This is a genomic window from Actinomadura chokoriensis (assembly GCF_041463665.1).
Classification (GTDB): Bacteria; Actinomycetota; Actinomycetes; order Streptosporangiales; family Streptosporangiaceae; genus Spirillospora; species Spirillospora chokoriensis_A.
The window spans coordinates 149,946-174,763 of sequence record NZ_JAXCEJ010000006.1; the positions used below are offsets into that span (position 1 = coordinate 149,946).

Below are 24,818 nucleotides of genomic sequence, written 5' to 3' on the forward strand. Positions count from 1 at the left end.
GACGCTCCGTGAAGCGGGCAGGGCGCCGGACTAGGCGTCGCGGCGTTTGAGGAGAAAGGCGGCGATGGCGAGGAGCGCGGCCGTCCAGAGGGCGAAAACGCCGTAGCCCTGCCAGGGCGTGAGGAGGTCGTCCGGGCCCTGGTGGGCCTTGGCGATCAGGTTGCCCGCCTCGGACGGCAGGTAGGCGTGGACGTGGTCGCCGACGCTGCCGGGCAGCAGCGTCGTGAGCGGCGCCAGCACCAGCACGAACGCGATGACGCCGGTGATGCCGCCGGCGGTGTGCCGCACGATCGCGCCGACGGCGAGCGCGAACAGGCCGAGCATCGCCAGGTACAGGCCGCCGCCGATGACGGCGCGCAGCACGCCCTGGTCGCCGAGGGAGACCTCGACCGTGTCGCTGCTGATCGCCGCGCCGATGAAGAACGACGCGAACGACACCGCGACGCCGAGGACGAGCACGACCAGCGCGAACACGATGGCCTTGGCCCACAGCATCGGCAGCCGCCGCGGCACCGCGAGCAGGCTGGCGCGGATCATGCCGGTGGAGTACTCGGAGGCGATCACCAGCACGCCGAGGACGCAGATGGCGAGCTGGCTGAGGAAGAACCCGCTGCCGAGGATGAAGCTGACCGGGTCGGCGGCGATCTGCGCGCGGTCGGCGGGGCTGGCGTCGTCCCACTGCGCGGTGGTGAGGCCGACGATCAGCGTCGTGAAGCCGAGGTCGAGGACGACCAGCAGGATCAGCGACCACAGGGTGGACCGGACCGTGCGGATCTTCGTCCATTCGGCGAGCAGCAGCCGCCCGAAACCGGGCCGCTGGTGGGCGGCGGCCGGGTCGGTGCCGGGCCGGGCGGTGGCCGTGGTCATCAGGTCTCCCCTTCCTGGCCGGTGGCGGCGCCCGGCACGGCTCCGGGCACGGGCCCGGGGACGGGCGCGTCACCGGCCGCGGGAACGGGCCCGGGAACGGCTCCAGCGGCCGTGCCGTACTCGACGCTTTCTCGGGTCAGTTCCATGAACGCCGACTCCAGGGAGCCTCGGCTCGGGGTCAGCTCGTGCAGGACGATCCCCTCGGCGGCTGCCAGTTCCCCGACGCGGGGCGCCTCCATGTTGGTGACCGTGATCAGGTCGTCGGCTCCCTCGCCGCCCGGGGCGACCTTGCCGCCCGCGGCCGCGACGACGTCGGTGAGCCGCGCGGCGTCGGGGCTGCGCACCGTCACCGTCTTCTCGGTGCTGCGCTCGATGAACTCCTCGGTGGAGCAGTCGGCGATCAGCCGGCCGCGCCCGATGACGATGAGGTGCTCGGCGGTGACGGCCATCTCGTTCATCAGGTGGCTGGAGACGAGGACCGTCCGCCCCTCGGCGGCGAGCCGCTGCATGAGGGTGCGGATCCACACGATGCCCTCGGGGTCCAGGCCGTTGACGGGCTCGTCCAGGATCAGCACGGACGGGTCGCCGAGCAGCGCGGCGGCGATGCCGAGCCGCTGCCCCATGCCGAGGGAGAACGCGCCCACGCGCTTGCGGGCGGGCGCGGTGAGGCCGACGAGGTCGATGACCTCGTCGACGCGCCTCTTGCCGATGCCCTGCGTCTGCGCCAGGCACAGCAGGTGGTTGTATGCGCTGCGGCCGGTGTGCACGGACCGCGCCTCCAGCAGCGCGCCGACGACGCGCAGCGGCGCGTCCAGGTCGCGGTAGTGGCGGCCGTGGATGCGGGCGTCGCCGCGGTCGGGCCGGTCCAGGCCGAGCAGCAGCCGCATGGTGGTCGACTTCCCCGCGCCGTTAGGGCCGAGGAATCCGGTCACCCGGCCGGGGACGACCGTGAACGACAGGTCGTCCACGGCGGTCTTGTCGCCGTAACGCTTGGTGAGGTTCTCCGCCTCGATCATTCGCACTTCCCGGGCCGGTTCGGCGGTCTCGGTGACCCTGATCACACTAGCGCGCCGGGCGGCGTGCCCGGCTCATCCGCCGCGCGGAACCCTCTCCGGCCGAGAACGCCGAACGCCCTCCCGCGACCGGGAGGGCGTTCCTTCGCGAGGCGCATCAGGCGGCGACGCCGTCGGCGGCGTTGACGTCCTTGTGGAACCGCTTGTGCACGTAGAGCTTCTCGCCCAGGGTCTCGCAGCGCCACCACAGGCCGCTCGGCGGGCCGATCCTGGTGCCGCGGGGCAGTTCGCGCAACACCTCGTTGACCGGAGTCATGCGCATCCGCCCGGACCCGCACACGAGGATGCGGCGGTCGGTGACGACGACGACGCGGTAGGCGTTGGCGAAGATGATGATCCAGTAGGAGAGCAGCGCGAAGTACTGGCTCACGGTCTGGGCGCCGAACACCGCCTGGATGTTCTCGCCCGGCTGCAGGACGTGGGCCGCGTTGGCGCGCATCTTGTCGCGGATGGCCACGGTCGGGACCTTTCTCTCTTCCATGGGGGACCCGACTCCCACGAACCGGCTGGTCATCGGGCGCCCTGATTGTGCCACCGATTGCCGTCGTTCCCTACGAATTTCACATCTTTGGCCCGTTCAGGCCGCCGCGCGGCGCGCGACGCTTTATTGACCATTCGTCAATAGTTGGGCCAGGATGGCGGCGAGGTTCCGACCGCCGGGAGGCCCGCTTGCCCGCCACACCCCCGATCCCCACGCCCGGGCGGCTCGACGAGCGGCTCGCCGACCGGGACGTCCTGCGGAAGCTGGCCGCCGAGCCCCTCGTCGGACTCGCCGCCGGGCGGGCCCTGCTCATGCAGCTCGCACACCCGGGCGTCGCCCAGGGCGTCGCCGAGCACAGCGACTTCGCCGACCGGCCCCTCGCCCGCCTCTTCGGCACCCTCGACTTCCTCCTCATCGTCACGTTCGGGACGCCGGAGCAGGTCGCGCGGATCGCCGCGAAGGTCCGCGGCATCCACGGGACGGTCCGCGGCGAGGGCTACTCCGGCAATGACCCCGACCTGCAGATGTGGGTCAACGCGACGCTGATCGACTCGGCCCTGTACATCCACGAGACCCTCATGCGGCCCCGCGACGACGAGCTGCCCGAGGCCTACTACCGGCAGGCCCGCATCGTCGCCGAGGTCCTCGGCTGCCCGCTGGAGTCCCAGCCGGCCGACCTGGCCGAGTTCCGCGCCTACATGGCCGGGACGCTCTCCGCCCTGGAGGTGGGCGACGCCGCCCGCGAAGTCGCCGCCGCCGTGCTGTGGCCGCGCAGGCTGCGCGCCCTGTTCCCCGCCCTGGCCGTCTTCCGGCTGGTCACCACCGCGCTGCTGCCCGAACCTCTGCGCGCCGGGTACGGGCTGCCGTGGACGCCGGGCCGCCGCCGCGCCGCCGGGCTGCTGCTCGGCACCGCGTCCGCCGCCCACCGGCTGACGCCGGGGCCGCTGCGGCGCCCGCCGCAGCCGCTCCTCGTCCGGCTGGCGACCCACCGCGTGAACCGCACCCTGTCCGCCCACCGCGACCGCCGCCGCGGCGAGCGCACCCGCCCAGGCCGGCCCGCCCACGGCCAGGCCGCCCACCGCCGGGCCGCCGGCGCCCAGGCCACCGGGGTTCAGGCCACCGACGAGTAGGCGACGACGCCGCGGCGCATCGCGTCCATGGCGCGGCGGGCGGTCTTGCGGATGTGACTGTTGGCCGGGGCCGCGTCGACGATCTGGCCGAGCAGGTCCAGGAGCTGCTTGACCGCGCGGACGAAATCCCCCGCGGTCAGGTCGCTCTCCAGCAGGACCTCGTCGAGGTCGTCGCCCTTCGCCCACCGGTACGCCGTCCACGCGAACCCGAGGTCGGGCTCGCGCAGGAACGAGACGCGGTTGTCGCGCTCGACGGCGTCCAGCTCCCCCCACAGCCGCACCATCGCGGCGAGGGCGTCCTGCGCCGCGCCGGTCGGGGTGCGGGGCGGGGTCGCGTCGTCGGGCTGCCGCGACTCGTACACCAGCGCGGACACGCACGCGGCCAGCTCGGCGTGGTCGAGCTTCTCCCACAGCCCGTCGCGGAGGCTCTCGGCGGTGAGCAGGTCCAGCTCGTTGTAGATGCGGCCGAGGCGGCGGCCCTCCGCGGTGACGGAGTCGCCGTCGAGATAGCCGAGCTGCTGCAGGACCGCGCACACCCGGTCGAACGTGCGGGCGATCACCTGGGAGCGGCCCTCGACGCGGCGGCGCAGCTGCTCGGTCTCCCGGTCCAGCCGGTGGAACCGCTCGGCCCAGCGGGCGTGGTCCTCCCGCTGGTCGCAGCCGTGCACGGGGTGGCGGCGCAGGTCGGCGCGCAGCCGGGCGATCTCGGCGTCCTCGGTCGCGGCGGAGTCGCCGCGGGCCCGCTTGCGGTCGCGGACGTCGTCGGGCACCCGGTTGCGCAGCGTGGACGCCAGGTCGCGGCGGTCCTGCGGGTTGCGGGGGCTGAACGACTTCGGGATCCGGATCCGGTCGACCGGTTCGACGGCGCGCGGGAAGTCCTGCACCGACAGCCGCTGCACCGACCGGTTGACGGTCAGCACCAGCGGCGCGGGGCCGTCCGAGCGGCGCCCCACCCCCGGGTCGAGGACGACGGCGAGGCCCGACCGCCGGCCCGAAGGCACGATGATCACGTCGCCGGGCCGCAGGTGCTCCAGCGACCTCGCGGCCTCGGCGCGCCGCGCCGACGACCGCTCCCGCGACAGCTCCGCCTCCCGGTCCGACAGCCGCCGCCGCATCGCCGCGTACTCCATGAAGTCGCCCAGATGGCACTGCGCGGCCTTGGCGTACCCCTCCAGGGCCTCCTCGTTCTTGTGCACCTGCCGGGCCAGGCCGACGACGGCGCGGTCGGCCTGGAACTGCGCGAACGACTCCTCCAGCAGCGTCCGGGCGCGCTCGTTCCCGACGGCGCCGACGAGGTTCACCGCCATGTTGTACGACGGCCGGAAGCTGGAGTTCAGCGGGTAGGTACGGGTGCCGGCGAGCCCGGCGACCGACGCCGGCTCCACGTTCGGGCCCCACACCACGACGGCGTGGCCCTCGACGTCGATGCCGCGCCGCCCGGCCCGCCCGGTCAGCTGCGTGTACTCGCCGGGGGTCAGGTCGACGTGCGCCTCCCCGTTCCACTTGTCGAGCTTCTCGATCACGACGGTGCGGGCCGGCATGTTGATGCCGAGCGCGAGCGTCTCCGTCGCGAACACCGCCTTGATCAGCCCGCGGGTGAACAGCTCCTCGACGATCTCCTTGAACGTCGGCAGCATTCCGGCGTGGTGGGCGGCGACACCGCGCGCCAGGCCGTCCAGGAAGTCGCCGTAGCCGAGGATCCGCAGGTCCTCCGGCGCGATGTCGGCGGTGCGCAGCTCGGCGTGCGCGCGGATCTCCTCGGCCTCCTCCCTGGAGGTGAGCCGGATCCCGGCGTGCAGGCACTGCAGGACGGCGGCGTCGCAGCCGGCGCGGGAGAAGATGAACGTGATCGCCGGGAGCAGCCCGGCGCGTTCCAGCCGCTCGATCACGTCCGGTCGGGCCGGCGGCCGGAACCGCTGCGGGCGCGGCGCCCGGCGCCGCCCCGTCCGCCGCCCCTGGTTGACCTTGGCGCGGCGGACCTCCTCCACCGCCATCCGGGTCAGCTGCGGGTTCAGCCGGGCCTGCCGGTCCCTGCCCTTGCCGGTGTCGACGAACAGGTCGTACAGGCGGGTGCCGACGAGCATGTGCTGGAACAGCGGGACGGGACGGTGCTCGTCGACGATCACCGCGGTGTCGCCGCGCACCTCGTGCAGCCACTCGCCGAACTCCTCGGCGTTGGACACGGTCGCCGACAGCGCCACGATCCGCACCGAGTCCGGAACGTGGATGATCACCTCTTCCCACACGGCGCCGCGGAACCGGTCGGCGAGGTAGTGCACCTCGTCCATCACGACGAACGCGAGCCCGGCGAGGGTCTGCGACCCCGCGTACAGCATGTTCCGCAGGACCTCGGTCGTCATCACGACGATCGGGGCCTCGCCGTTCACGCTGTTGTCGCCGGTGAGCAGTCCCACCTTCTCGGGCCCGTACCGGCGGACGAGGTCGGCGTACTTCTGGTTCGACAGCGCCTTGATCGGCGTGGTGTAGAAGCACTTGGTGCCGCCGGTCAGCGCGAGGTGGACGGCGAACTCCCCCACCACCGTCTTCCCGGATCCGGTAGGCGCGGCGACCAGGACGCCGCTGCCGTCTTCCAGCGCCTGGCACGCCTCCAGCTGGAACGGGTCCAGCTCGAAGTCGTACAGGGTGCGGAAGTCGAGCAGGGCCGGGCCGTGCCCCGCGGTGCGCCTGCGGTAGGCGGCGTACCGCTGGGCCGGAGTCTGGTCGGCCGACGTCGTGTCGGGGGTGGTCATACCTTCGAGCCTACGGTTTCGACCGGCCCGATACCCAATCAGCGGACGGACGCTTCACCGGCAGGCGGCACCAGGCGGGCGATCGACGGGCGGCGCGACCAGGCGGGACGATCAGGCGGGACGATCAGGCGGGTGATCGGCGCCGGTCAGCGGGCGGCGTCGCCCTTCTCCAGCTCCGCGTCGATCGCGTCGAGGTCCAGCGGGGACGCCTCGTCGTCCGACAGGCCCTCGTAGGGGTCGGGGCGGCGGGCCCGGCGGCGGTCGTTGAAGAACGCGAGCAGCGCCGCGACCTCGAACAGCAGAACGGTCGGCAGCGCGAGCGCGAGCATCGTGAACGGGTCGGCGCTCGGGGTCGCGACCGCCGCGAACACGAAGATGCCGAACAGGATCATCCGCTGGGACCGGCGGATCCGCGTCGAGCTCAGCACCCCCGCCAGGTTCAGGACCACCACGAACAGCGGAAGCTCGAACGTCAGCCCGAACACCAGCAGCATCGTCAGCACGTAGCTGAGGTAACTGTCGACGGTGATCAGCGGTTTGACGTCGTCGGCGACGAACCCCAGGAAGATCGCCAGGCCCTTGTCGACGGTCAGGTACGCCAGGGCCGTGCCGACGAAGAACAGCGGGACCGCCGCCCCCAGGAACACGTACGTCCAGCGCCGCTCGCGCCCGTACAGGCCGGGCGCGACGAACGCCCACAGCTGGTACAGCCAGACCGGCGAGGAGATGACCGCGCCGATGATGCAGGAGATCTTCAGCTTCAGGAAGAACGAGGAGAAGATCCCGTTGACGAACAGGGAGCATTCGTCCTTGTCCACGACGTGGGACTGCGGGAGGGAGCAGTACGGCTGCTTGAGGAAGTCCCACACCGGGTCGAACAGCAGCCAGCCGACGATCGCGCCGACCAGGAAGGCCAGGATCGCCTTGATCAACCTGTTGCGCAGCTCACGGAGGTGGTCCATGAGGGGCATGCGACCGTCGGGGGCGGCGTCGCGCCTGCTCAGCTTCATCGTGGGCATTCAGGCTCGGGGGCGGGGTGGAGTCGTCGCGGCGGGCCGGGTCCGTCAGCCCTGGCGGAGCCGGTCGGGGTCCGACACCGGCACGCCCTGGATCGGCTCACCGGAACCGAGCACGCCCCGGGGACGCTGCCCGGACTCCGTCGCTGCCGCCTCGCGCTCCAGCCGCGCAGCCTCCTCGCGGAGCCGCGCGGCCTTCTCCCGCGCGTCCGGCTCGCCCTGCTCCTGCGCCGCGGCCTGCTGCTTCGCCTGCTGCGCGGGCGCGTCGTCATCGTCCTCGCGCAGGCCCTTGGTCTCGGCCTTCAGGATCCGCGCCGACTTGCCCAGCGACCGGGCGAGCTGCGGCAGCTTCGCCGACCCGAAGATCAGCACGACCACCAGCAGGATGATGAGCAGTTCGGGAGTCCCGATGTTCGGCATGGCAATCCTCTTCAGCAGACGGCACTCACGCAGATCGTACGCCCTCGCCGGGCGTTTGTGACGATCGGGCGTCGTCGAGGCGGGACAGTTCATCGCGCAGCGCCGAGTGTTTCGGTTCCAGCCGCCGTCTGGTGCGCTCCAGTTCACGACCGAAACGCCGCACGCCCAGCCACACCTTGAAGGCGCACCAGGCGAGCACGGCCAAGCCGGCGAAACCCAGCGACACCGACACCGCGAGCCACATCACCCGGCCACGCTACCCGATCCGCCAGGGGCGCGCCCCGTGCGTGCCGGAGCCGCCCGCGCGGCCGCTTCGCTCAGAGCACGCCGTACCGGGACAGCGCCCTCGCCGCGTCCTCGCGCACCCCGGCCGCGACGCTCGCAGGCGCCACGACGCGGCCCTGGTCGCCGAGCCTCAGCGCCAGCCCCCGCACCCACCGCGCGTCCGGGGTCCGCAGGACGACCCGCAGCCGCCCCTCCCCCAGCTCCTGCACGCTCTCGCACGGGTAGTAGTCGGCCACCCACCGGCCGCGCGGCGTCAGCTCCAGCGTGACCGCCTCGTCCTGCGGCGACGGACGGAACAGGCCCGCGTCCACGTCGATCGGCTCGGCCTCGTCCGGCACCTGCGCCGGCACGTCCAGCACCGACAGGTCGGCGATCCGGTCCAGCTTGAACAGCCGGACCGCCTCCGCCCGCCGGCACCACCCCTCCAGGTAGGTGTTGCCCTCCACGACCAGCAGCCGCATCGGGTCGACGTCCCGGCGGGTGTTCTCGTCCCGCGCCGGCACGTAGTAGGTGAGGCGCACGCGGCGGCCGGCCGCGATCGCGTCGCGCAGCAGCCCGACCGCGGTACGGGCCGGGTCCGCCGTCCCGCCGTAGGCGTCCACCTCCACCGCGACCTGGCTGGACACCGCCGCGGCCTCGCCCGCCGCGCTCTCCAGCTTGGCGATCACCCGGCTCAGCGCGTCCCGGTCGTCCAGGTCGGGGATGCCGGCCAGCATCCGCAGCGCCACCAGCAGCGCGGACGCCTCGTCCACCTTCAGCCGCAGCGGCCGCGCGATCGACTCCGCCTCGGCCACGGTGATCTCCCCGCCCTCGTAGGACAGGTCGATCGGGCAGTACGGGTCGGGCGCGCGCAGCTCCACGCACCACAGCAGGTTCAGGTCGTCGATCAGCTGCTTCTCGGTCACCCCGAACGCCGCCGCCGCCTCGCCGAGCGCCACCGAGTCGCGGTTCACCACGTACGGGACGAGCGCCAGCAGCCGCCCCAGCCGGTCGGTGGACGTCGTCGGCGCGGCCTTCGGCGCCGTCTTGCCGGTCATCGGGCCTCCCCCTCCTCGGCCGGGTGCCCTCCGGCGCCCGCCAGCACCGACTTCAGGTGCTGGATCACCGCCTCCCGCAGATCCGGCGGGTCGAGCACCACCACGTCGTCGGCGAACCGCGCCAGGTACGGCGCGAACCGGTCCACGTCCCGGAAGGTCAGGGTCGCCTCGTCCCAGCCGTCCGCCTCGCCCGCCTCGCCCGCCTCGCCCGCCTCGCCCGCCTCGCCCGCCTCGCCGTCGACCGGGCGGACGTCGCGGGCCCACCGCCGCGGGCCCTGCGCCGCGCCCCGCCGCAGCCGCACCGTGGCGGGCCGCGGCTCGCTCACCGGGTCGCCCCAGTCGAACGCGATGCGCCGCACGTCCACCCCGTCCGGGACCGTCACCGACCCGGCCGGCCCGTCCGGCACGACCTCGCCCACGATGCGGCTCAGCCGGAACACCCGCTGCTCGGCGCGGTCGCGGTCGAACCCCACCGCGTACCAGCGGCCCCGCCGGCTCACCACGCCCCACGGCTCGAGATGCCGCCGCGCCACCGACGTCCGCCCGATGCCCTGGTAGTCGAACGCCACCGGACGGCCGTCGCGCACCGCCTCCCAGAGCGCCGCGAAGGACGGCTCGTGGGTGTTCACCCGCGGCTCGATCCCCACCGCGGGGGCCGCGTCGGTCTCCACCCCGGCCGCCCGCAGCTTCAGCAGCGCCCCCGACGCCGCCTCCGCCATGCTCGCCCGCTGCCACACCCGGGCCGCGAGGCCGAGCACCGCCGTCTCGTCCGGCGTCAGATGGATGTCGGGCAGCTCGTAGGCCTGCGGCGGGATCCGGTACCCGATCTCCTCGCCGCCGCCGCCGAGCAGGTCGCTGCCCACCTCCAGCGGGACGCCGAGCTCGCGCAGCTCCTCCTTGTCCCGCTCGAACATCCGCTTGAACGCCTCGCCCGCATCCGGGTAGCCGGGCACCGCCCGGCGGATCTGCTCGGCCGTCAGATAGCGCCGGGTCGCGAGCAGGCAGACCACCAGATTCAGCAGGCGCTCGGTCTTGCGCCGCGACACTCCGCCACCACCTCGTTCCCTCCGTGGGCCCTGCCCCGCCGGGTGGGCCGGTTCGTCCCCGCGAGCCGTCGTCCAGGACGCTACCGTTTCCCGGTGTGATCCGATGGCGCAAAGGCACAGTCGAGGACATCCGCCGCGAATGGCCGGGGGCGGTCGAGCTGAACGTCTCGATCGGGGGTGACGGCACGCACCGCGCGCTGGCCTATCCCGCCCTGGTGGGACGGCCCGAACCGGGCGACACCGTCCTGCTCAACACTACGGCCTTGGCGATGGGCCTCGGCACCGGCGGCTACGCGATGGTCGTCGCCGTCCCCGACCGGCTCCCACCCGACCCCACCGGCCCCGGCCACCTCGTCAAGGCCCGGTACACGCCCCTCCAGGCCACCGTCCTCGGCGCCGACGAGCAGGACTCGCCCCACCACGAGCTGCTCCGCGACGCCGACTCCCTCGGCGGCATGCCCGTCATCGTCGCCGACCTGCACTCCGCGCTGCCGCCGATCCTGGCCGCGCTCCTGGCCTCCCGCCCGTCCACGCGGGTCGTCTACGTCATGCCGGACGGCGGGGCCCTGCCGTCCTGGTTCTCCATGTCCATCGCCCGGCTGAAGGACGCCGGGGCCCTCGCCGCCACCGTCACCGTCGGGCAGGCGTTCGGCGGCGACCTCGAAGCCGTCACCGTCCACACCGGGCTCCTCGCCGCCCGGCTCGTCCTGGACGCCGAGGCGGTCGTCCTGGCCCAGGGGCCGGGGAACCTGGGCACCGGAACGAAATGGGGGTTCTCCGGCGTCACGGCCGGAGAGGCCGTCAACGCCGCGGCCGTCCTCGGCGGCCGGCCCGTCGGGTCACTGCGCGTCAGCGAGGGCGACAAGCGGGAACGCCACATCGGCGTCTCCCACCACTCCCTCACCGCCTACGGCCGGGTCGCCCTCGCCGCCGCGGACGTCCCCGTCCCCGAACTCGGCGGGCCGTTCGGCGCCCGCGTCGCCGCCGAGGCCGCCCCGCTCGGCGACCGGCACCGGCTCGTCCCCGTCCCCGTCGACGGCCTCCACGAGACCCTGAAGGCCGCCGAGAAGGACTGGGGCATCCGCCTGTCCACCATGGGACGCCGGCTCGACGAGGACCTCCCCTACTTCCTCACCGCCGCGGCCGCGGGCCGCCACACCGCCGCCCTGCTCGGCTGATCCCCCGCCCCGGCGGTGAGCACTCCGGCCACCGGTGACGGGCGGGCACGCTGAGCGAGCGCCGGGCGGGCCCGGCGCTCGCTCAGCGTGCCCGCAGCAAGGTTCCCGCGACGGAGCGCTAGACGAGCCATTCTAAGAACAACGAGGATCCGTTTTAGAGAACGGGGCGAGTACCCAAGGGGTCAGCGCGAACGGGGTCAGCGCGAACGGTATTGGCGCCGGGGTCAGTGGACGCCCAGCAGATCCACCACGAACACAAGCGTGTCACTCCCCCTGATCCCGAACTGGGTGAGCCCCTTCGCCCCGTACCCCAGCGACGGCGGCACCGACAGCAGCACCCGGCTGCCCACCCGCTGCCCCACCAGACCACGATCCCAGCCCTGCATCACCTGACCGGTCCCGATCAACGCCGCCTTCGGATGACCCGCCGACCACGACGAATCGAACACCTTCCCGTCCCGCCAGAAATACCCCCCGTACTGCAGCACCAGCAACTGCCCCTTGCGCACCGCCGGGCCGTCCCCCTGCACCAGCGTCCGCACCTGCAGCCTCTTCGGCGCCGCCGCACGCGGCATCGTCACCACCGGCGCCTGCCCCGCCGGCGCCTCCGCCACCTTCGGCAACCCCGGATCGCTCAACGGCGCCTGCTTCTTCCCCCGTGGACCCGCCGTCCTCGGATACACCGCCCGCACGTCCAGGACGTACACCAGCGTGTCATCCGCCCCCACCTGATGCCCCGGATCCCCCTCGTCACCGAAACCGTCCTCCGGCGGGATCCGCGCCACCACCCGCGACCCCGCCCGCGCCCCCTCGAACGCCCTCACCAGGCCCGGCACCAACTGGCCCGTCGGAAACGCCCCCGGCTGCCCTTTCGCGTAACTGCTCGCCAGCAGCTTCCGCCCGTCCTTGCTCCACCGGTAACCCACATAGTCGGCCACCACCAGATCACCCTTGCGGGCCGCCGTCCCCTTCCCCTCCTTCAGCGTCTCCACCGCGAGAGAGTCACCCGGCGCACCCTTCGGGAACTTCACCTCCGGCAGCTTCCCGAAATCACCCCGCACCGTGACATCGACGCCCCCGCCGCCCCAGCACCCCGCCGACAGCGCCAACGGCGCCGCGAGCACGACGACCACGGACAACGACCGGAAACGACGGCGCATACGGGGGGCCATACAGGGGTCCTTCGGGGGGGTGACGACCGCGACTGAGCGCTCACCCTACCGCCCGGGTGACCTGCCGGTAGCGTCCGGCGCGCGTGTCGCGCCGGAGCCCGCTACATCCCCGCGATCAGCTTGTCCACCCGCTCGTCGACCGACCGGAACGGGTCCTTGCACAACACCGTCCGCTGCGCCTGATCGTTCAGCTTCAGATGCACCCAGTCCACCGTGAAATCACGCCGCTTCTCCTGCGCCTTCCGGATGAACTCGCCCCGCAGCCGCGCCCGCGTCGTCTGCGGCGGGACCGACTTCGCCTCGAAGATGTCCAGATCCCGCGTCACCCGGTCGACCGACCCCCGCTTCTCCAGCAGGTAGTACAGCCCCCGGTCGCGGTGGACGTCGTGATACGTCAGATCCAGCTGCGCCACCCGCGGCGACGACAGCGGCAGATCGTACTTGCGGCGGTACCGCTCGATCAGCTTGTACTTCGTCACCCAGTCGATCTCCCGCGACACGAGGTCCAGATCCCCGGTCTCCACCGCGCGCAGCGTCCGCTCCCACAGCTCCAGCACCCGCTTCGCCGTCGCGTCGCCGCCCCGCGCGTCCACGAAGTCCCGCGCCTTGCCGAAGTACTCCTTCTGGATCTCCAGCGAACTCGCCTCCCGGCCGTTCGCCAGCCGCACCTTCCGCCGGCCCGTCATGTCATGGCTCACCTCGCGGATCGCCCGGATCGGGTTCTCCAGCGTCAGATCACGCATCACCACGCCGGCCTCGATCATCCGCAGCACCAGATCGGTCGCCCCGACCTTCAGCAGCATCGTCGTCTCGCTCATGTTCGAGTCACCGACGATCACATGCAGCCGCCGGAACCGCTCCGCGTCCGCGTGCGGCTCGTCCCGCGTGTTGATGATCGGACGCGACCGCGTCGTCGCCGACGAGACGCCCTCCCAGATGTGCTCCGCCCGCTGCGACACGCAGTACACCGCGCCCCGGGGCGTCTGCAGCACCTTCCCGGCGCCGCAGATGATCTGCCGCGTCACCAGATACGGGATCAGGACGTCCGCCAGCCGGCCGAACTCCCCGTGCCGGCCCACCAGATAGTTCTCGTGACAGCCGTAGGAGTTCCCCGCCGAATCCGTGTTGTTCTTGAACAGGTAGATGTCGCCGGCGATCCCCTCCTCACGGAGCCGCCGCTCGGCGTCCACCAGCAGACCCTCCAGGATCCGCTCCCCCGCCTTGTCATGCGTCACCAGATCCACGACCGAGTCGCACTCCGGCGTCGCATACTCCGGGTGACTGCCCACGTCCAGGTACAGCCGCGCCCCGTTGCGCAGGAACACGTTGCTGCTACGACCCCACGACACCACCCTCCGGAACAGATAGCGCGCCACCTCGTCCGGTGACAGCCGCCGCTGCCCGCGGAACGTACAGGTGACGCCGTACTCGTTCTCAAGCCCGAAGATGCGCCTGTCCACAACCAAGACCCTATGCGGCCCGACCCCCACTTGGCAGTCTCTCGACCCCACCGTTTCCCATGAACCACCCACCGCGCCGCGGCCCCGGAACACGACGGGCCCGCCGCGGCGAGGCGGGCCCGTCGTGTTCCGGGGCCGCCCCACCACGACAGGCCCGTCCCGGCCCGCCGGCGCCCCGCCGGATGGCGGCACGCCTATACGCGCCTCAGTCCTCGTCGGCCGCCGAACCAGCCGAACCAGCGGCATCCGAACCGCCCGGCGCACTCCCCTGCCCGCCGGCACCGTCCGCCGCCGACAGCAGGTCCGCGATCCGCGCCGCCGCCAGCCGCTTGAACAACCGGTGCTCGCGGTTGCGGTCCAGCACCGCGACCTCCAGCGACGTCGCCTCCAGATGCCGGTCCGAATCCTGCGCCTCCAGCGCCCGCACCGCCGTCCGCAACGCCTCCTCCAGCGACGAACCCTCGCGATAGCCGTCCTTCAACGACTGCGCCACCGCGTCGGCCTGCCCGCCCATCGCCACATAGCCGTGCTCGTCCGCCACGGAGCCGTCGAAGGTCAGCCGGTAGATCTGGTCCGTATCCGCGTCCTCCCCCACCTCCGCGACGACCAGTTCCACCTCGTACGGCTTGGTCGTCTCCGTGAAGATCGTCCCCAGCGACTGCGCGTACACGTTCGCCAGCCCCCGCGCCGTCACGTCCCGGCGGTCGTACTGGTACCCGTTGATGTCGGCGTACCGCACCCCGCCCAGCCGCAGGTTCTCGAACTCGTTGTACTTCCCCACCGCCGCGAACGCGATCCGGTCGTAGATCTCACTGATCTTGTGCAGTGCCCGCGACGGATTGTCCGCCACGAACAGGATGCCGTCGTCGTACTGCAGCACCACGACACTGCGGCCACGCGCGATCCCTTTCCGCGCGTAGTCCGCCTTGTCCTTCATCTGCTGTTCGGGCGACACGTAGAACGGCATGGACACCGGTCAGGATCCCTTCTATCGCAGCGGGGCGGTCGGACCGCCCGGCGAGTCGTAACGTCCGTCGACGACGGCCTGCGCCAGGGCGCCCACCTCGTCCTCGCCCAGCCGGCGATACCCCTCCGACGTCACCGACGACACCACCGGGAAGATCCGGCGCGTCAGGTCGGGCCCGCCCGTCGCCGAGTCGTCATCGGCCGCGTCGTACAGCGCCTGCACGCAGACCAGCGCCGCGTCCTCCGCCGGCAGGTCCGCCCTGTAGAGCTTCTTCAGCGCCCCCCGGGCGAACACCGAACCCGAGCCGATCGAGTGGAAGTCCCGCTCCTCGTACCGGCCCCCCGCCGGGTCGTAGGAGAAGATCCGGCCCCCGTCCCGCTCCTCGTCGTAGCCCGCGAACAGCGGCACCGCGGCCAGGCCCTGCATCGCCATCGCCAGGTTCTGCCGCACCATCGTCGCCAGCCGGTTCGCCTTGCCCTCCACCGACAGCGTCCGGCCCTCGCGCTTCTCGTAGTGCTCCAGCTCCACCTGGAACAGCCGCACCATCTCGATCCCGATCCCGGCGGTCCCCGCGATCGCGATCGCGGAGAACTCGTCCGCCCGGAACACCTTCTCGATGTCGCGCTGCGCGATGACGTTGCCCGCCGTCGCCCGCCGGTCCCCCGCCATCACCACCCCGCCGGGGAAGCTCACCGCGACGATCGTCGTCCCGTGCGGGATGTCGCCCCCGGCCCGGGACGCCGGCGGCGTCCGCCCGCCGGGCAGCGACTGCGGGGAGTAGGCCCCCAGGAACTCGGTGAACGACGACGTATCCGGGCTCGCGAACAACCCGGGCAGACGCCCGGTGTGCGAATCGTGGGACGCCACGCGACTCCCTTCCCTCCACCATGGCACCGGCGCTGGACAACCCGCCGGCATGGACGTCTACGACCCTACTGTTCATGGTCGCCCGAGCGCATGCCACGTGATCCCCGCCCGCCTAAGCCCACGGCGAACCCGCGTCGCGCCTTCCGCGCCTCAAGAGCATTACGCACGGACGTGTCCCTCGCCCATCGACCTGTACGAGTCGAGAATCTTGGCCAGGCACACGTCGATCCATTTCGGGCCGTCGCGATCGTCACCCTCCTGCCACGTGCTTCTGCGATGGTGTCCGTCCGCCTCCCGGTACGGCCCCCAGCCCCCCGCAGGCACCGTCCTCGGGTCGACGTCGGGCACCGTGAACGACAGCCGCGTCGGGCCACTCGGGGTGGACACCACTCCGACAAGCTCCCCCAGCAGGTAGTCCGCGGCTCGCCTCAGCGACGTCGGGTCATCGCCGAGTTGGCCCATGCCCGCGTTGCAACCGCCGCACGCCATCCCGCGTACGACGCCCGTCACGTGGTCATGATCGACGTGCTCGGCCGGTGCGCTCCAGCAGACGGCGCACATGCCTCCCTGAACACTGAGCAGCCAGCGCGCGTCCTCGTCGTTGATCCCGTATCGCTGGCGCAGGCGGTTCTGGCGGGGCGTGCCGCTCAGCTTCGCCCTCGTTCCCCAGAGAGTGGTGGCCTCCCCGCGGCGGGCGTGCCCGTCCACGGCGGGGAGGCCCAGTTCCAGCTTCATCCGGTGCGCGTGCGGGCCTTGGAACTCCAGGTAGTTCGCGGCGTCACCGAGGCAGCGGGGGTCGTCCTTGAACTGGCCCAGCGCGCCGTTGCACCTGAAGCAGAGGATGCCGCGGACCCGGCCCGTGAGGTGACTGTGATCGACGTGCTCCGGCTTCGCGCGCAGGCAGATGACGCAGGTGCCGCCCTGATCGGCGATCATCTGACCGACCCCGGCCTCGGTGAGCCCGTACCGAAGCTTCAGCAGGTAGTTACGAACGCTTCCGTGGTTGCGTTCCCGCCCCTCCAGCCCGGCCTTGTTGTGACAGGGGCGGCAGTAACTTGCAAGCCCGGATGATTCGGACCGATTGCTCCCGAAAGCGTCGACAGGCTTTATCTCGTTGCAGTGAGCGCAGTACTTCATCCCCTGCGGAACATCAGAGTGCCTCCGGTAGGCTCTCGCCTCCTTGCCGAGTTCCGCCTGCTTCTTCCGATATGAGCGACTGTTGCGCAGACCGAAGCAGGCCTTGCAGTAGTAGGCGAGCCCATCGTTGGACGATTTGAGCTTCCAGAATTCCGTGGTCGGCCTGCTCTCGCCACAGTCTCGACATCTTTTATAGATCATGGACGGGACTTTAGCAGTCCCGTCCATGATCTACGCGCATTTTAGTTGCCGGAAAGGATTGCCCCTCAGGCCATTGTTGGCGACTTGGACATCCCGGTCAAACCAGGATCACTCGCCGCCTTTTTGGACATATGCACGGACGAAGTCTTCTGCGTTCTCTTCCAATACTTCGTCTATTTCGTCCAGAATCGAGTCCACGTCGTCGGTGAGCTTCTCCTGGCGCTCTTGCACGTCCTCGGTGGTCGTGGCCTCGGTCTCCTCGACCTCTTCCGTGCGCCGGGTGGTCTGCTTCTGACCGCCGGTGTCCTTCGTGGCCATTCCGTACCTCCGCTCTGCCGGTGCCTCCGACCCTAGCCGGGATCTTCGACGGCGAGCGGATCTTGAAACGTCCGTTTCGCCGTCTCCCGTCCCCGAGGGCCGGGGGCATGCTCGGGTTATCGCCGGTCCGCCGACCTGCGAAACGGGCAAAGCGGTCACGAAACAGAGACCTCACCCGTCAGTGCAGGTCAGCGGGACGATTGGGCTCGATAGTCACACTATCCAACGGGTGGAGAAAGAGCCGGGCGGCGCTCGTGCGCCGCCCGGCTCGCAAGGCCGTGAGTCAGCTCTGGCCGGTCAGGGTGGCCACCAGGTCGGCGGCGGTGCGGCAGCGGTCCAGGAGGGCGCCCACGTGCTGCTTGGTGCCGCGCAGGGGCTCCAGCGTCGGGACGCGCTGGAGGGACTCCCGGCCAGGGACGTCGAAGATGACGGAGTCCCAGGAGGCGGCTGCGACGGACTCGGCGTACTGGCGCAGGCACCGGCCGCGGAAGTAGGCGCGGGTGTCCTCCGGCGGGTCCTCCACGGCGGCCTGGACCTCGGCCTCGGTGATGACACGGTCGATGCGGCCGCGGTCCACGAGGCGGTTGTAGAGGCCCTTGTCGGGGCGGATGTCGGTGTACTGCAGGTCGACGAGCTGCAGGCGTGGATGGGACCAGTCGAGGCCGTCGCGGCTGCGGTAGCCCTCCAGGAGGGAGAGCTTGGCGACCCAGTCGAGTTCGCGGGACAGCTGCATGGGGTCGTCGCCGAGGCGGTGCAGGACGGACTCCCAGCGGTCGAGGACGTCCTTGGTCATCTCGTCGACGTCGGAGCCGAAGCGGTCCTCGACGTACTTGCGGGACTGCTCGAGGTACTCCATCTGGAGCTGGACGGCGGTCATCTTGCGTCCGTCGCGGAGCGTGAGCAGATGCTTGCAGGACGGGTCGTGGGAGACCGCGCGGAGTGCGGCGACGGGCATGTCGACGGAGAGGTCGACGGTGAGGAAGCCGTCCTCGATCATGGCGAGGACGAGGGAGGTGGTGCCGAGCTTGAGGTAGGTGGACAGCTCGGCCATGTTGGCGTCGCCGATGATGACGTGGAGCCGCCGGTACTTCTCCGGGTCGGCGTGGGGTTCGTCCCGGGTGTTGATGATGGGCCGCTTGAGGGTGGTCTCGAGCCCGACCTCGACCTCGAAGAAGTCGGCGCGCTGGCTGATCTGGAAGCCGTCCCCGCGGCCGTCGACGCCGATGCCGACGCGGCCGGCGCCGCAGACGACCTGGCGGGAGACGAAGAAGGGGGTGAGGTGCCGGACGATGTCGGCGAAGGGGGTCTCGCGGCGCATGAGGTAGTTCTCATGGCAGCCGTAGGAGGCGCCCTTGTTGTCGGTGTTGTTCTTGTAGAGCTGGATGGGGTGGGTGCCGGGGACGAGGGCGGCGCGCTGGGCGGCGTCGGCCATGACGCGTTCGCCGGCCTTGTCCCAGATGACGGCGTCGCGGGGATTGGTGCATTCGGGCGCGGAGTACTCGGGATGGGCGTGGTCGACGTAGAGGCGCGCGCCGTTGGTGAGGATGACGTTGGCGAGGCCGAGGTCCTCGTCGGTGAGCTGGGTGGGGTCGGCGACCTCGCGGGCGAGGTCGAAGCCGCGGGCGTCGCGGAGGGGGTTCTCCTCCTCGAAGTCCCAGCGGGCCCTGCGGGCCCGTGCCGCCGACGCCGCGAGGTAGGCGTTGACGACCTGGGAAGAGGTCACCATCGCGTTGGCCCCTGGCTGCCCGGGTACGGAGATGCCGTACTCGGTCTCGATGCCCATCACCCGCCGAACACTCATATCGTCGAGCCTATCGGGGCCGCGGGGGTGGAGCCACGGGACCGGGGTGTCGCGGGGGGCGTGGCGTGGCCGCGGCGCCCGTGGACGCGGGCGCGGCGGCCTCCCTTCCGGGGGGCCGCCGCGCGATTGCCGTCATGGTGGCGGGGCGTTACAGGTACTGGCCGGTGTTGGCGACGGTGTCGATGGACCGTCCGGCCTCGGCGCCCTTGGTTCCGGAGACGAGGGTGCGGATGTAGACGATCCGTTCCCCCTTCTTGCCGGAGATGCGGGCCCAGTCGTCGGGGTTGGTGGTGTTGGGCAGGTCCTCGTTCTCGCTGAACTCGTCGACGCAGGCGGCGAGGAGGTGGTTGACGCGCATGCCCTTCTGGCCGGTGTCGAGGAACTGCTTGATGGCCATTTTCTTGGCCCGGTCGACGATGTTCTGGATCATCGCGCCGGAGTTGAAGTCCTTGAAGTAGAGGACTTCCTTGTCGCCGTTGGCGTAGGTGACCTCCAGGAAGCGGTTCTCCTCGCTTTCGGTGTACATGCGTTCGACGGTCCGCTGGATCATGGCGTCGACGGTGGCCTCTTCGGAGCCGCCGTGCTCCTTGAGGTCGTCGGGGTGGAGCGGGAGTCCGTCGAGGATGTACTTGGAGAAGATGTCCCTGGCGGCTTCGGCGTCGGGCCGTTCGATCTTGATCTTGACGTCGAGGCGGCCGGGGCGCAGGATCGCGGGGTCGATCATGTCCTCGCGGTTGGAGGCGCCGATGACGATGACGTTCTCCAGGCCTTCGACGCCGTCGATCTCGCTGAGCAGCTGCGGGACGATGGTGTTCTCGACGTCGGAGGAGACTCCGGAACCGCGGGTGCGGAAGATGGAGTCCATCTCGTCGAAGAAGACGATGACGGGGGTTCCGGCGGACGCCTTCTCGCGGGCGCGCTGGAAGACGAGGCGGATGTGCCGCTCTGTCTCGCCGACGTACTTGTTGAGCAGCTCGGGGCCCTTGATGTTGAGGAAGAAGCTCTTGCCTTCGGCGCCGGTCTGCTCGGCGACCTTCTTGGCCAGCGAGTTGGCGACGGCCTTGGCGATGAGGGTCTTGCCGCATCCGGGAGGCCCGTAGAGCAGGACGCCCTTGGGGGGCCTGAGCTGGTGTTCGCGGAAGAGGTCGGCGTGCAGGTAGGGAAGTTCCACGGCGTCGCGGATCATTTCGATCTGTGAGCCGAGGCCGCCGATGTCGTTGTAGGAGATGTCGGGGACCTCTTCGAGGACGAGTTCTTCGACCTCGGCCTTGTGGATCTTCTCGTAGGCGTAGCCGGACCTGGATTCGAGCATGAGGGAGTCGCCGGCGCGGAGGGGGACTCCGCGGAGCGGTTCGGCGAGCTTGACGACGCGTTCCTCGTCGGCGTGCGCGATGACGAGGGCGCGTTCGCCGTCGTCGAACAGTTCCTTGAGCATGACGACTTCGCCCTGCTCTTCGAATTTGAGTGCTTCGACGACGTTGAGGGCCTCGTTGAGCATGACCTCCTGGCCGCGTTGGAGTTCCTCGATGTCGACGGCGGGGCTGACGTTCACGCGGAGTTTGCGTCCGCCGGTGAAGATGTCGACCGTTCCATCGTCGCGGGCTTCCAGGAAGACGCCGAATCCGGACGGTGGTTGTGCGAGCCTGTCGACCTCCTCCTTGAGCGCCACGATCTGTTCGCGAGCCTCTTTGAGGGTCGCTACGAGTCGCTCGTTCTGGCCGGTTACGGCGGCCAGGTTCGCCTGTGCCTCATGGAGGCGTTCTTCCAGAACACGTACTTGGCGCGGGGATTCCGCGAGCTTGCGGCGCAGCACGGAGATCTCCTCCTCCAGGAAGGAGATCTGCGTTTGAAGGTCCCTGACCTCCTTTTCGTGCTGCGCCCTGCGCGCCCCAGCATCGTCACGAGCGGCCACGCCCCGTCACCTCCTCACGAAGAGAGCCGACGACCTACTGAGACCCTACCTATCTGGAGGGCTTCCGTAACCTGCCCATTCGGTGTTCGTGTCGTGCGGGGGTGTTCCGGGAGGGTTGGGAGGGGTGCTCCGGGGGTGGTGGGGGGTGGGGGGTTACGGGGCGTGGACCTGGGGGTTCGGGGTCGCGGGCGTGTCGTGACGGGGGGTTTGCCGAGTTCGGTGGGTGTGCCGTGGGTCTCTGGGTGCGAGGGGTGTCGGCGTGGCGCGTCGCGGCGCGTCGCGGCGGGTTCGGCCGGAGCGGCGGTGACGCTGCGTGACGGCCGCTCGGGGGCGGGGCCGGGATGTGATCTACGACTCGGCGGGTCGTCCGGGCGTGGCGGCGTCCGCGGCGGGGTGGGCGCCTTTGGCGGGACGGCGGCGGCGGGCGGGCGGGGTGACGCCGTCGGCGAGGCGGCGGGCGGTGACGAGGAAGCCGGTGTGGCCGACCATGCGGTGGTCGGGGCGGACGGCGAGCCCGTCGACGTGCCAGGAGCGGAGCATGGTCTCGAAGGCGTAGGGCTCGGCGAAGCTGCCCTGGGCGCGGAGGTCTTCGACGACGCGGGACATCTGGGTGGTGGTGGCGATGTAGGCGCAGACGAGGCCGCCGGGGACGAGTGCCTTGGCTACGGCGTCGAGGGTCTCCCAGGGGGCGAGCATGTCGAGGACGACGCGGTCGGCGTCGGTCTCGGTGAGGGCGTGTTCGAGGGAGCCGACGGTGAGGCGCCAGGCGGGGTGGGGGCCGCCGAAGAACTTCTCGACGTTGCCGCGGGCGATGTCGGCGAAGTCGGGGCGGCGTTCGTAGGAGGAGACGAGGCCGTGTTCGCCGACGGCGCGCAGGAGGGAGCAGGTGAGGGCGCCGGATCCGGCGCCGGCCTCGACGACGCGGGCGCCGGGGAAGATGTCGGCCATGGCGATGATCTGGGCGGCGTCCTTGGGGTAGACGACGGCGGCGCCGCGGGGCATGCGGAGGGTGTAGTCGGCGAGGAGGGGGCGGAAGGCGAGGTATTCGGTGCCGCCGGTGGAGCGGAAGACGGTGCCTTCGGGGCTGCCGATGATGTCGTCGTGGGGGACGGAGCCCTTGTGGGAGTGGTAGAGCTTGCCGGGCTGGAGGGTGATGGTGTTGATGCGGCCTTTGGGGTCGGTGAGCTGAACCTGGTCGCCGGGGCGGAAGGGACCGTGGGGGATGCGGCCGGGTGAGGTGGGTTCGTTCGGCTGGGGTTCGCTCATGGAGGTCAAGGCTAGCGGCGCGCGCGGGCAGGTCAGGCCGCCGTGGCGGCGGACGAGGGGGGCGGACGAGGGGCGGACGCGGCGGCGGTGGGGCGCCCGGCGTGGGGGTCAGATTCCGGTGAAGGCCTGGTCGACGTCGGCGACGGCGAGGACGCCGTAGACGCGGCCGTCCGGTTCGACGAGGAGGTACTCGCTGGCGGGGGCGCGGCGGAGAGCTTCGAGGAGGTCGTCGCCGGCGAGGTCGGCGGGGAGGGTGAGGTCGTCGTGGACGCCGCGGGAGAGTTCGCCGGCGGTGATCCAGGGGCGGCGGTGCTCGGGGGTGGCGGTGACGGCCTTCTCGTTGACGAGGCCGAGGGGGCGGCCGTCGTGGTCGGCGATGACGATGGCGCCGGCGTGGTCGTCGTGGGCGCGGCGGATGGCCTCGGCGAGGGGGGTGCCGGCGGTGACGAGGGTGGCGCGGCGGGCGAGGCGGCGGGCGGCCAGCAGGGGGATGCGGTCGCGGACGCGCTCGGCGCGGATGGCCTGGGTGGCGCCGACCCAGATGAAGGAGGCGATGAGGGCGGACCAGAGGAGGGCGAGCCAGCCGACGCCGCCGCCCGCCGTGGTGTAGGTGGCGAGGTAGGCGCCGGCGACGAGGCAGCCGATGGCGACGGCGCGGCCGACCCAGCCGGCGAATATGGCGCCGCTGCGGCTGCGTCCGGTGGCCTTCCAGACGGCGGCGCGGACGAGGCGGCCGCCGTCGAGGGGGAGGCCGGGCAGGAGGTTGAAGAGGCCGACGAGGAGGTTGGCGAAGGTGAGGGCTTCGAGGAGCAGGAGCGCGACGTCGGGGAGGGCGAGGGTGGCGTGGGCGAGGAGGCCGAGCCCGGCGAGGACGAGGTTGGTGAGGGGGCCGGCGAAGGCGATGAGGAATTCGCGGCCGGGCGTGGGGGCCTCTCGTTCGATGGAGGTCTCTCCGCCGAGGACGTGGAGGGTGACGGAGCGCACGGGGAGCCCGAAGACGCGGGCGGTGACGGCGTGGCTGAGTTCGTGGACGAAGACGGAGCCGTAGAGGAGGACGGCGTAGGCGAAGGCGACGAGGTAGCTGAGGGGGCGGTCGACGACGCCGTGGACCTGGCCTTCGAACATGACGGTGACGAGGACCGCGACCAGGAACCAGCTGGGCGAGACGTAGACGGGGACGCCGAGGACGCGGCCCATGGAGAGACCGGGTCGTGGGGTACGGCCGTCGTCGGGGCCGGGGCCTCCGGCCGGTGTCCTGCCCTGGGTCGGGGGCGCGCTGTGTGTCACGTCTTCGATGCTACGGCCCCGGCGGGCGGCTTGCGCCGCCGGTGGAGGCCGCGGGGCGGTCCGGAGCGGGGCGGGTGCGGGATTTTCGTCGGCGGTGTCGCCTAGTGTGCTGTGCCATGACGACGACCGAGGCGGGTAGTGAGGCGTCCGTTCCGTCCGCGGGCGGCGGTGGCGGGGATGTGCGGGACATCGCGGTGGTGGGGTCGTTGTCGCCGTCCCGTGCGGGCGATTTCATGACCTGTCCGCTGCTGTACCGGTTTCGAGTGATCGATCGGATTCCTGAGCGTCCGAGCGCGGCGGCGGCGCGGGGGACGCTGGTGCACGCGGTGCTGGAGCGGCTGTTCGATCTGCCGACGGGCACGCGGACGCCGTCGGCGGCGCTGGAGATGCTGGCGCCGGAGTGGGAGCGGCTGCTGGCGGCGGAGCCGGAGCTCGCGGAGCTGTTCGCGGACGGGGACGCCGGGGAGGCGGAGCGGGCGGAGTGGCTGGCCCAGGCGCGGCGGATGGTGGAGCGGTACTTCACGCTGGAGGATCCGCGGCGGCTGGAGCCGGCGGAGCGTGAGCTGTTCGTGGAGACGGTGCTCGATTCGGGTTTGAAGCTGCGCGGGTACATCGACCGGGTGGATGTGGCGCCGAGCGGCGACGTCCGGATCGTGGACTACAAGACCGGGACGGCGCCGCGGGCCGATTTCGAGGCGCGCGCGCTGTTCCAGATGAAGTTCTACGCGCTGGTGCTGTGGCGGCTGCGGGGGCGGGTGCCGCGCCTGCTCCAGCTGATGTACCTGGGGAATGGCGAGATCCTGCGGTACGAGCCGGACGAGGCTGATCTGCGGGCCGTGCAGCGGAAGGTGGAGGCGCTGTGGCAGGCGATCCGGCGGGCGATGGAGACCGGCGAGTGGCGGCCGCGGGCCGGCCGGCTGTGCGACTGGTGTGACCACAAGGAGCGGTGCCCGGAGTTCGGGGGCACTCCCCCGCCGCTGCCGGCGGCTCCGGTGCACCGTCCGTCGCCGGCGGACCTGGAGGGCACGGCGCGGGAACACGGGGATCTGTAGAGCGCGGGAACACGGGGATCTGTAGAGCGCGGGAACACGGGGATCTGTAGAGCGCGGGACAGGGGATCTGTAGGCCCGGAGCAGGGGGATCCGCG

Annotated in this window: 22 protein-coding genes; 3 read left to right on the forward strand and 19 right to left on the reverse strand. The window is 71.4% G+C overall.

Translation table 11 applies throughout. The features are described from left to right. Positions 1-30: 30 nt before the first annotated feature. The 3 genes from SM418_RS12910 to SM418_RS12920 all read right to left on the reverse strand — a co-directional run bounded on the left by SM418_RS12910 (position 31) and on the right by SM418_RS12920 (position 2,421). Positions 31-867 (reverse strand): ABC transporter permease, encoded by an 837-nt coding sequence (locus SM418_RS12910; protein ID WP_371942126.1) that lies wholly within the window; start codon positions 865-867, stop codon positions 31-33. After that, positions 867-1,883, reverse strand: a complete 1,017-nt coding sequence (locus SM418_RS12915; RefSeq protein ID WP_371942127.1) for an ABC transporter ATP-binding protein — start codon at positions 1,881-1,883, stop codon at positions 867-869. The genes SM418_RS12910 and SM418_RS12915 overlap by 1 nt, the downstream gene beginning before the upstream one ends. Before the next feature lie 154 nt (positions 1,884-2,037). Next, complete coding sequence (locus tag SM418_RS12920) at positions 2,038-2,421, reverse strand: hypothetical protein (protein ID WP_371942128.1); 384 nt, start codon at positions 2,419-2,421, stop codon at positions 2,038-2,040. A 188-nt stretch (positions 2,422-2,609) separates the two neighbouring features. Here SM418_RS12920 and SM418_RS12925 point away from each other — a divergent pair, with 188 nt between their 5' ends. Continuing rightward, entirely contained in the window at positions 2,610-3,551 is a 942-nt protein-coding gene (locus SM418_RS12925) for an oxygenase MpaB family protein (RefSeq protein WP_371942129.1), read from the forward strand. Here the strand turns inward: SM418_RS12925 and SM418_RS12930 are convergent. The 6 genes from SM418_RS12930 to SM418_RS12955 all read right to left on the reverse strand — a co-directional run bounded on the left by SM418_RS12930 (position 3,533) and on the right by SM418_RS12955 (position 10,105). Further along, positions 3,533-6,301 (reverse strand): DEAD/DEAH box helicase, encoded by a 2,769-nt coding sequence (locus tag SM418_RS12930; RefSeq protein WP_371942130.1) that lies wholly within the window; start codon positions 6,299-6,301, stop codon positions 3,533-3,535. The two genes, SM418_RS12925 and SM418_RS12930, sit on opposite strands and share 19 nt — an antisense overlap. 146 nt (positions 6,302-6,447) lie before the next feature. Continuing rightward, entirely contained in the window at positions 6,448-7,263 is an 816-nt protein-coding gene (gene tatC / locus SM418_RS12935; protein ID WP_371942131.1) for a twin-arginine translocase subunit TatC, read from the reverse strand. Positions 7,264-7,365: 102 nt separating this feature from the next. Further along, positions 7,366-7,737: a Sec-independent protein translocase subunit TatA gene (gene tatA, locus SM418_RS12940; RefSeq protein ID WP_371942132.1), complete on the reverse strand. Its 372-nt coding sequence runs from the start codon at positions 7,735-7,737 to the stop codon at positions 7,366-7,368. A gap of 25 nt (positions 7,738-7,762) precedes the next feature. Next, positions 7,763-7,981, reverse strand: coding sequence for a hypothetical protein (locus SM418_RS12945; RefSeq protein ID WP_371942263.1), 219 nt, complete (start codon positions 7,979-7,981; stop codon positions 7,763-7,765). A 73-nt stretch (positions 7,982-8,054) separates the two neighbouring features. After that, on the reverse strand, positions 8,055-9,059 hold the full coding sequence (locus SM418_RS12950; RefSeq protein ID WP_371942133.1) for a helix-turn-helix transcriptional regulator: 1,005 nt from the start codon (positions 9,057-9,059) through the stop codon (positions 8,055-8,057). After that, complete coding sequence (locus tag SM418_RS12955; protein ID WP_371942134.1) at positions 9,056-10,105, reverse strand: helix-turn-helix transcriptional regulator; 1,050 nt, start codon at positions 10,103-10,105, stop codon at positions 9,056-9,058. The genes SM418_RS12950 and SM418_RS12955 overlap by 4 nt, the downstream gene beginning before the upstream one ends. 95 nt (positions 10,106-10,200) lie before the next feature. Between SM418_RS12955 and SM418_RS12960 the strand changes: the two genes are divergently transcribed. Then, positions 10,201-11,283: a DUF3866 family protein gene (locus SM418_RS12960; protein WP_371942135.1), complete on the forward strand. Its 1,083-nt coding sequence runs from the start codon at positions 10,201-10,203 to the stop codon at positions 11,281-11,283. A gap of 224 nt (positions 11,284-11,507) precedes the next feature. Here SM418_RS12960 and SM418_RS12965 read toward each other — a convergent pair whose 3' ends face one another. The 10 genes from SM418_RS12965 to SM418_RS13010 form a co-directional block, all read right to left on the reverse strand. Further along, entirely contained in the window at positions 11,508-12,416 is a 909-nt protein-coding gene (locus SM418_RS12965) for an FKBP-type peptidyl-prolyl cis-trans isomerase (protein WP_371942136.1), read from the reverse strand. Between the two features lie 140 nt (positions 12,417-12,556). Next, positions 12,557-13,915, reverse strand: coding sequence for a Pup--protein ligase (gene pafA, locus SM418_RS12970; protein ID WP_089325990.1), 1,359 nt, complete (start codon positions 13,913-13,915; stop codon positions 12,557-12,559). Between the two features lie 205 nt (positions 13,916-14,120). Beyond that, positions 14,121-14,882, reverse strand: coding sequence for a proteasome subunit alpha (gene prcA / locus SM418_RS12975; RefSeq protein ID WP_371942264.1), 762 nt, complete (start codon positions 14,880-14,882; stop codon positions 14,121-14,123). A gap of 21 nt (positions 14,883-14,903) precedes the next feature. Further along, positions 14,904-15,749 (reverse strand): proteasome subunit beta, encoded by an 846-nt coding sequence (prcB, locus tag SM418_RS12980; protein ID WP_371942137.1) that lies wholly within the window; start codon positions 15,747-15,749, stop codon positions 14,904-14,906. A gap of 159 nt (positions 15,750-15,908) precedes the next feature. Continuing rightward, positions 15,909-17,087: an endonuclease VII domain-containing protein gene (locus SM418_RS12985; RefSeq protein ID WP_371942138.1), complete on the reverse strand. Its 1,179-nt coding sequence runs from the start codon at positions 17,085-17,087 to the stop codon at positions 15,909-15,911. A gap of 108 nt (positions 17,088-17,195) precedes the next feature. Then, a complete protein-coding gene (locus SM418_RS12990; protein WP_067886731.1) occupies positions 17,196-17,405 on the reverse strand; it encodes a ubiquitin-like protein Pup in 210 nt (69 codons plus the stop codon). A 283-nt stretch (positions 17,406-17,688) separates the two neighbouring features. Beyond that, positions 17,689-19,206, reverse strand: coding sequence for a depupylase/deamidase Dop (gene dop / locus SM418_RS12995; protein ID WP_371942139.1), 1,518 nt, complete (start codon positions 19,204-19,206; stop codon positions 17,689-17,691). A gap of 148 nt (positions 19,207-19,354) precedes the next feature. After that, positions 19,355-21,118 carry a proteasome ATPase gene (gene arc, locus SM418_RS13000; protein WP_371942140.1) on the reverse strand — a complete coding sequence of 588 codons (1,764 nt, stop codon included), beginning with the start codon at positions 21,116-21,118 and terminating at the stop codon, positions 19,355-19,357. 348 nt (positions 21,119-21,466) lie between these two features. Further along, positions 21,467-22,384, reverse strand: coding sequence for a tRNA (adenine-N1)-methyltransferase (locus tag SM418_RS13005; RefSeq protein ID WP_371942141.1), 918 nt, complete (start codon positions 22,382-22,384; stop codon positions 21,467-21,469). A 108-nt stretch (positions 22,385-22,492) separates the two neighbouring features. Continuing rightward, positions 22,493-23,671, reverse strand: a complete 1,179-nt coding sequence (locus SM418_RS13010) for a site-2 protease family protein (RefSeq protein ID WP_371942142.1) — start codon at positions 23,669-23,671, stop codon at positions 22,493-22,495. 116 nt (positions 23,672-23,787) lie between these two features. Between SM418_RS13010 and SM418_RS13015 the strand changes: the two genes are divergently transcribed. Continuing rightward, on the forward strand, positions 23,788-24,723 hold the full coding sequence (locus SM418_RS13015; RefSeq protein ID WP_371942143.1) for a RecB family exonuclease: 936 nt from the start codon (positions 23,788-23,790) through the stop codon (positions 24,721-24,723). Positions 24,724-24,818: the final 95 nt, after the last annotated feature.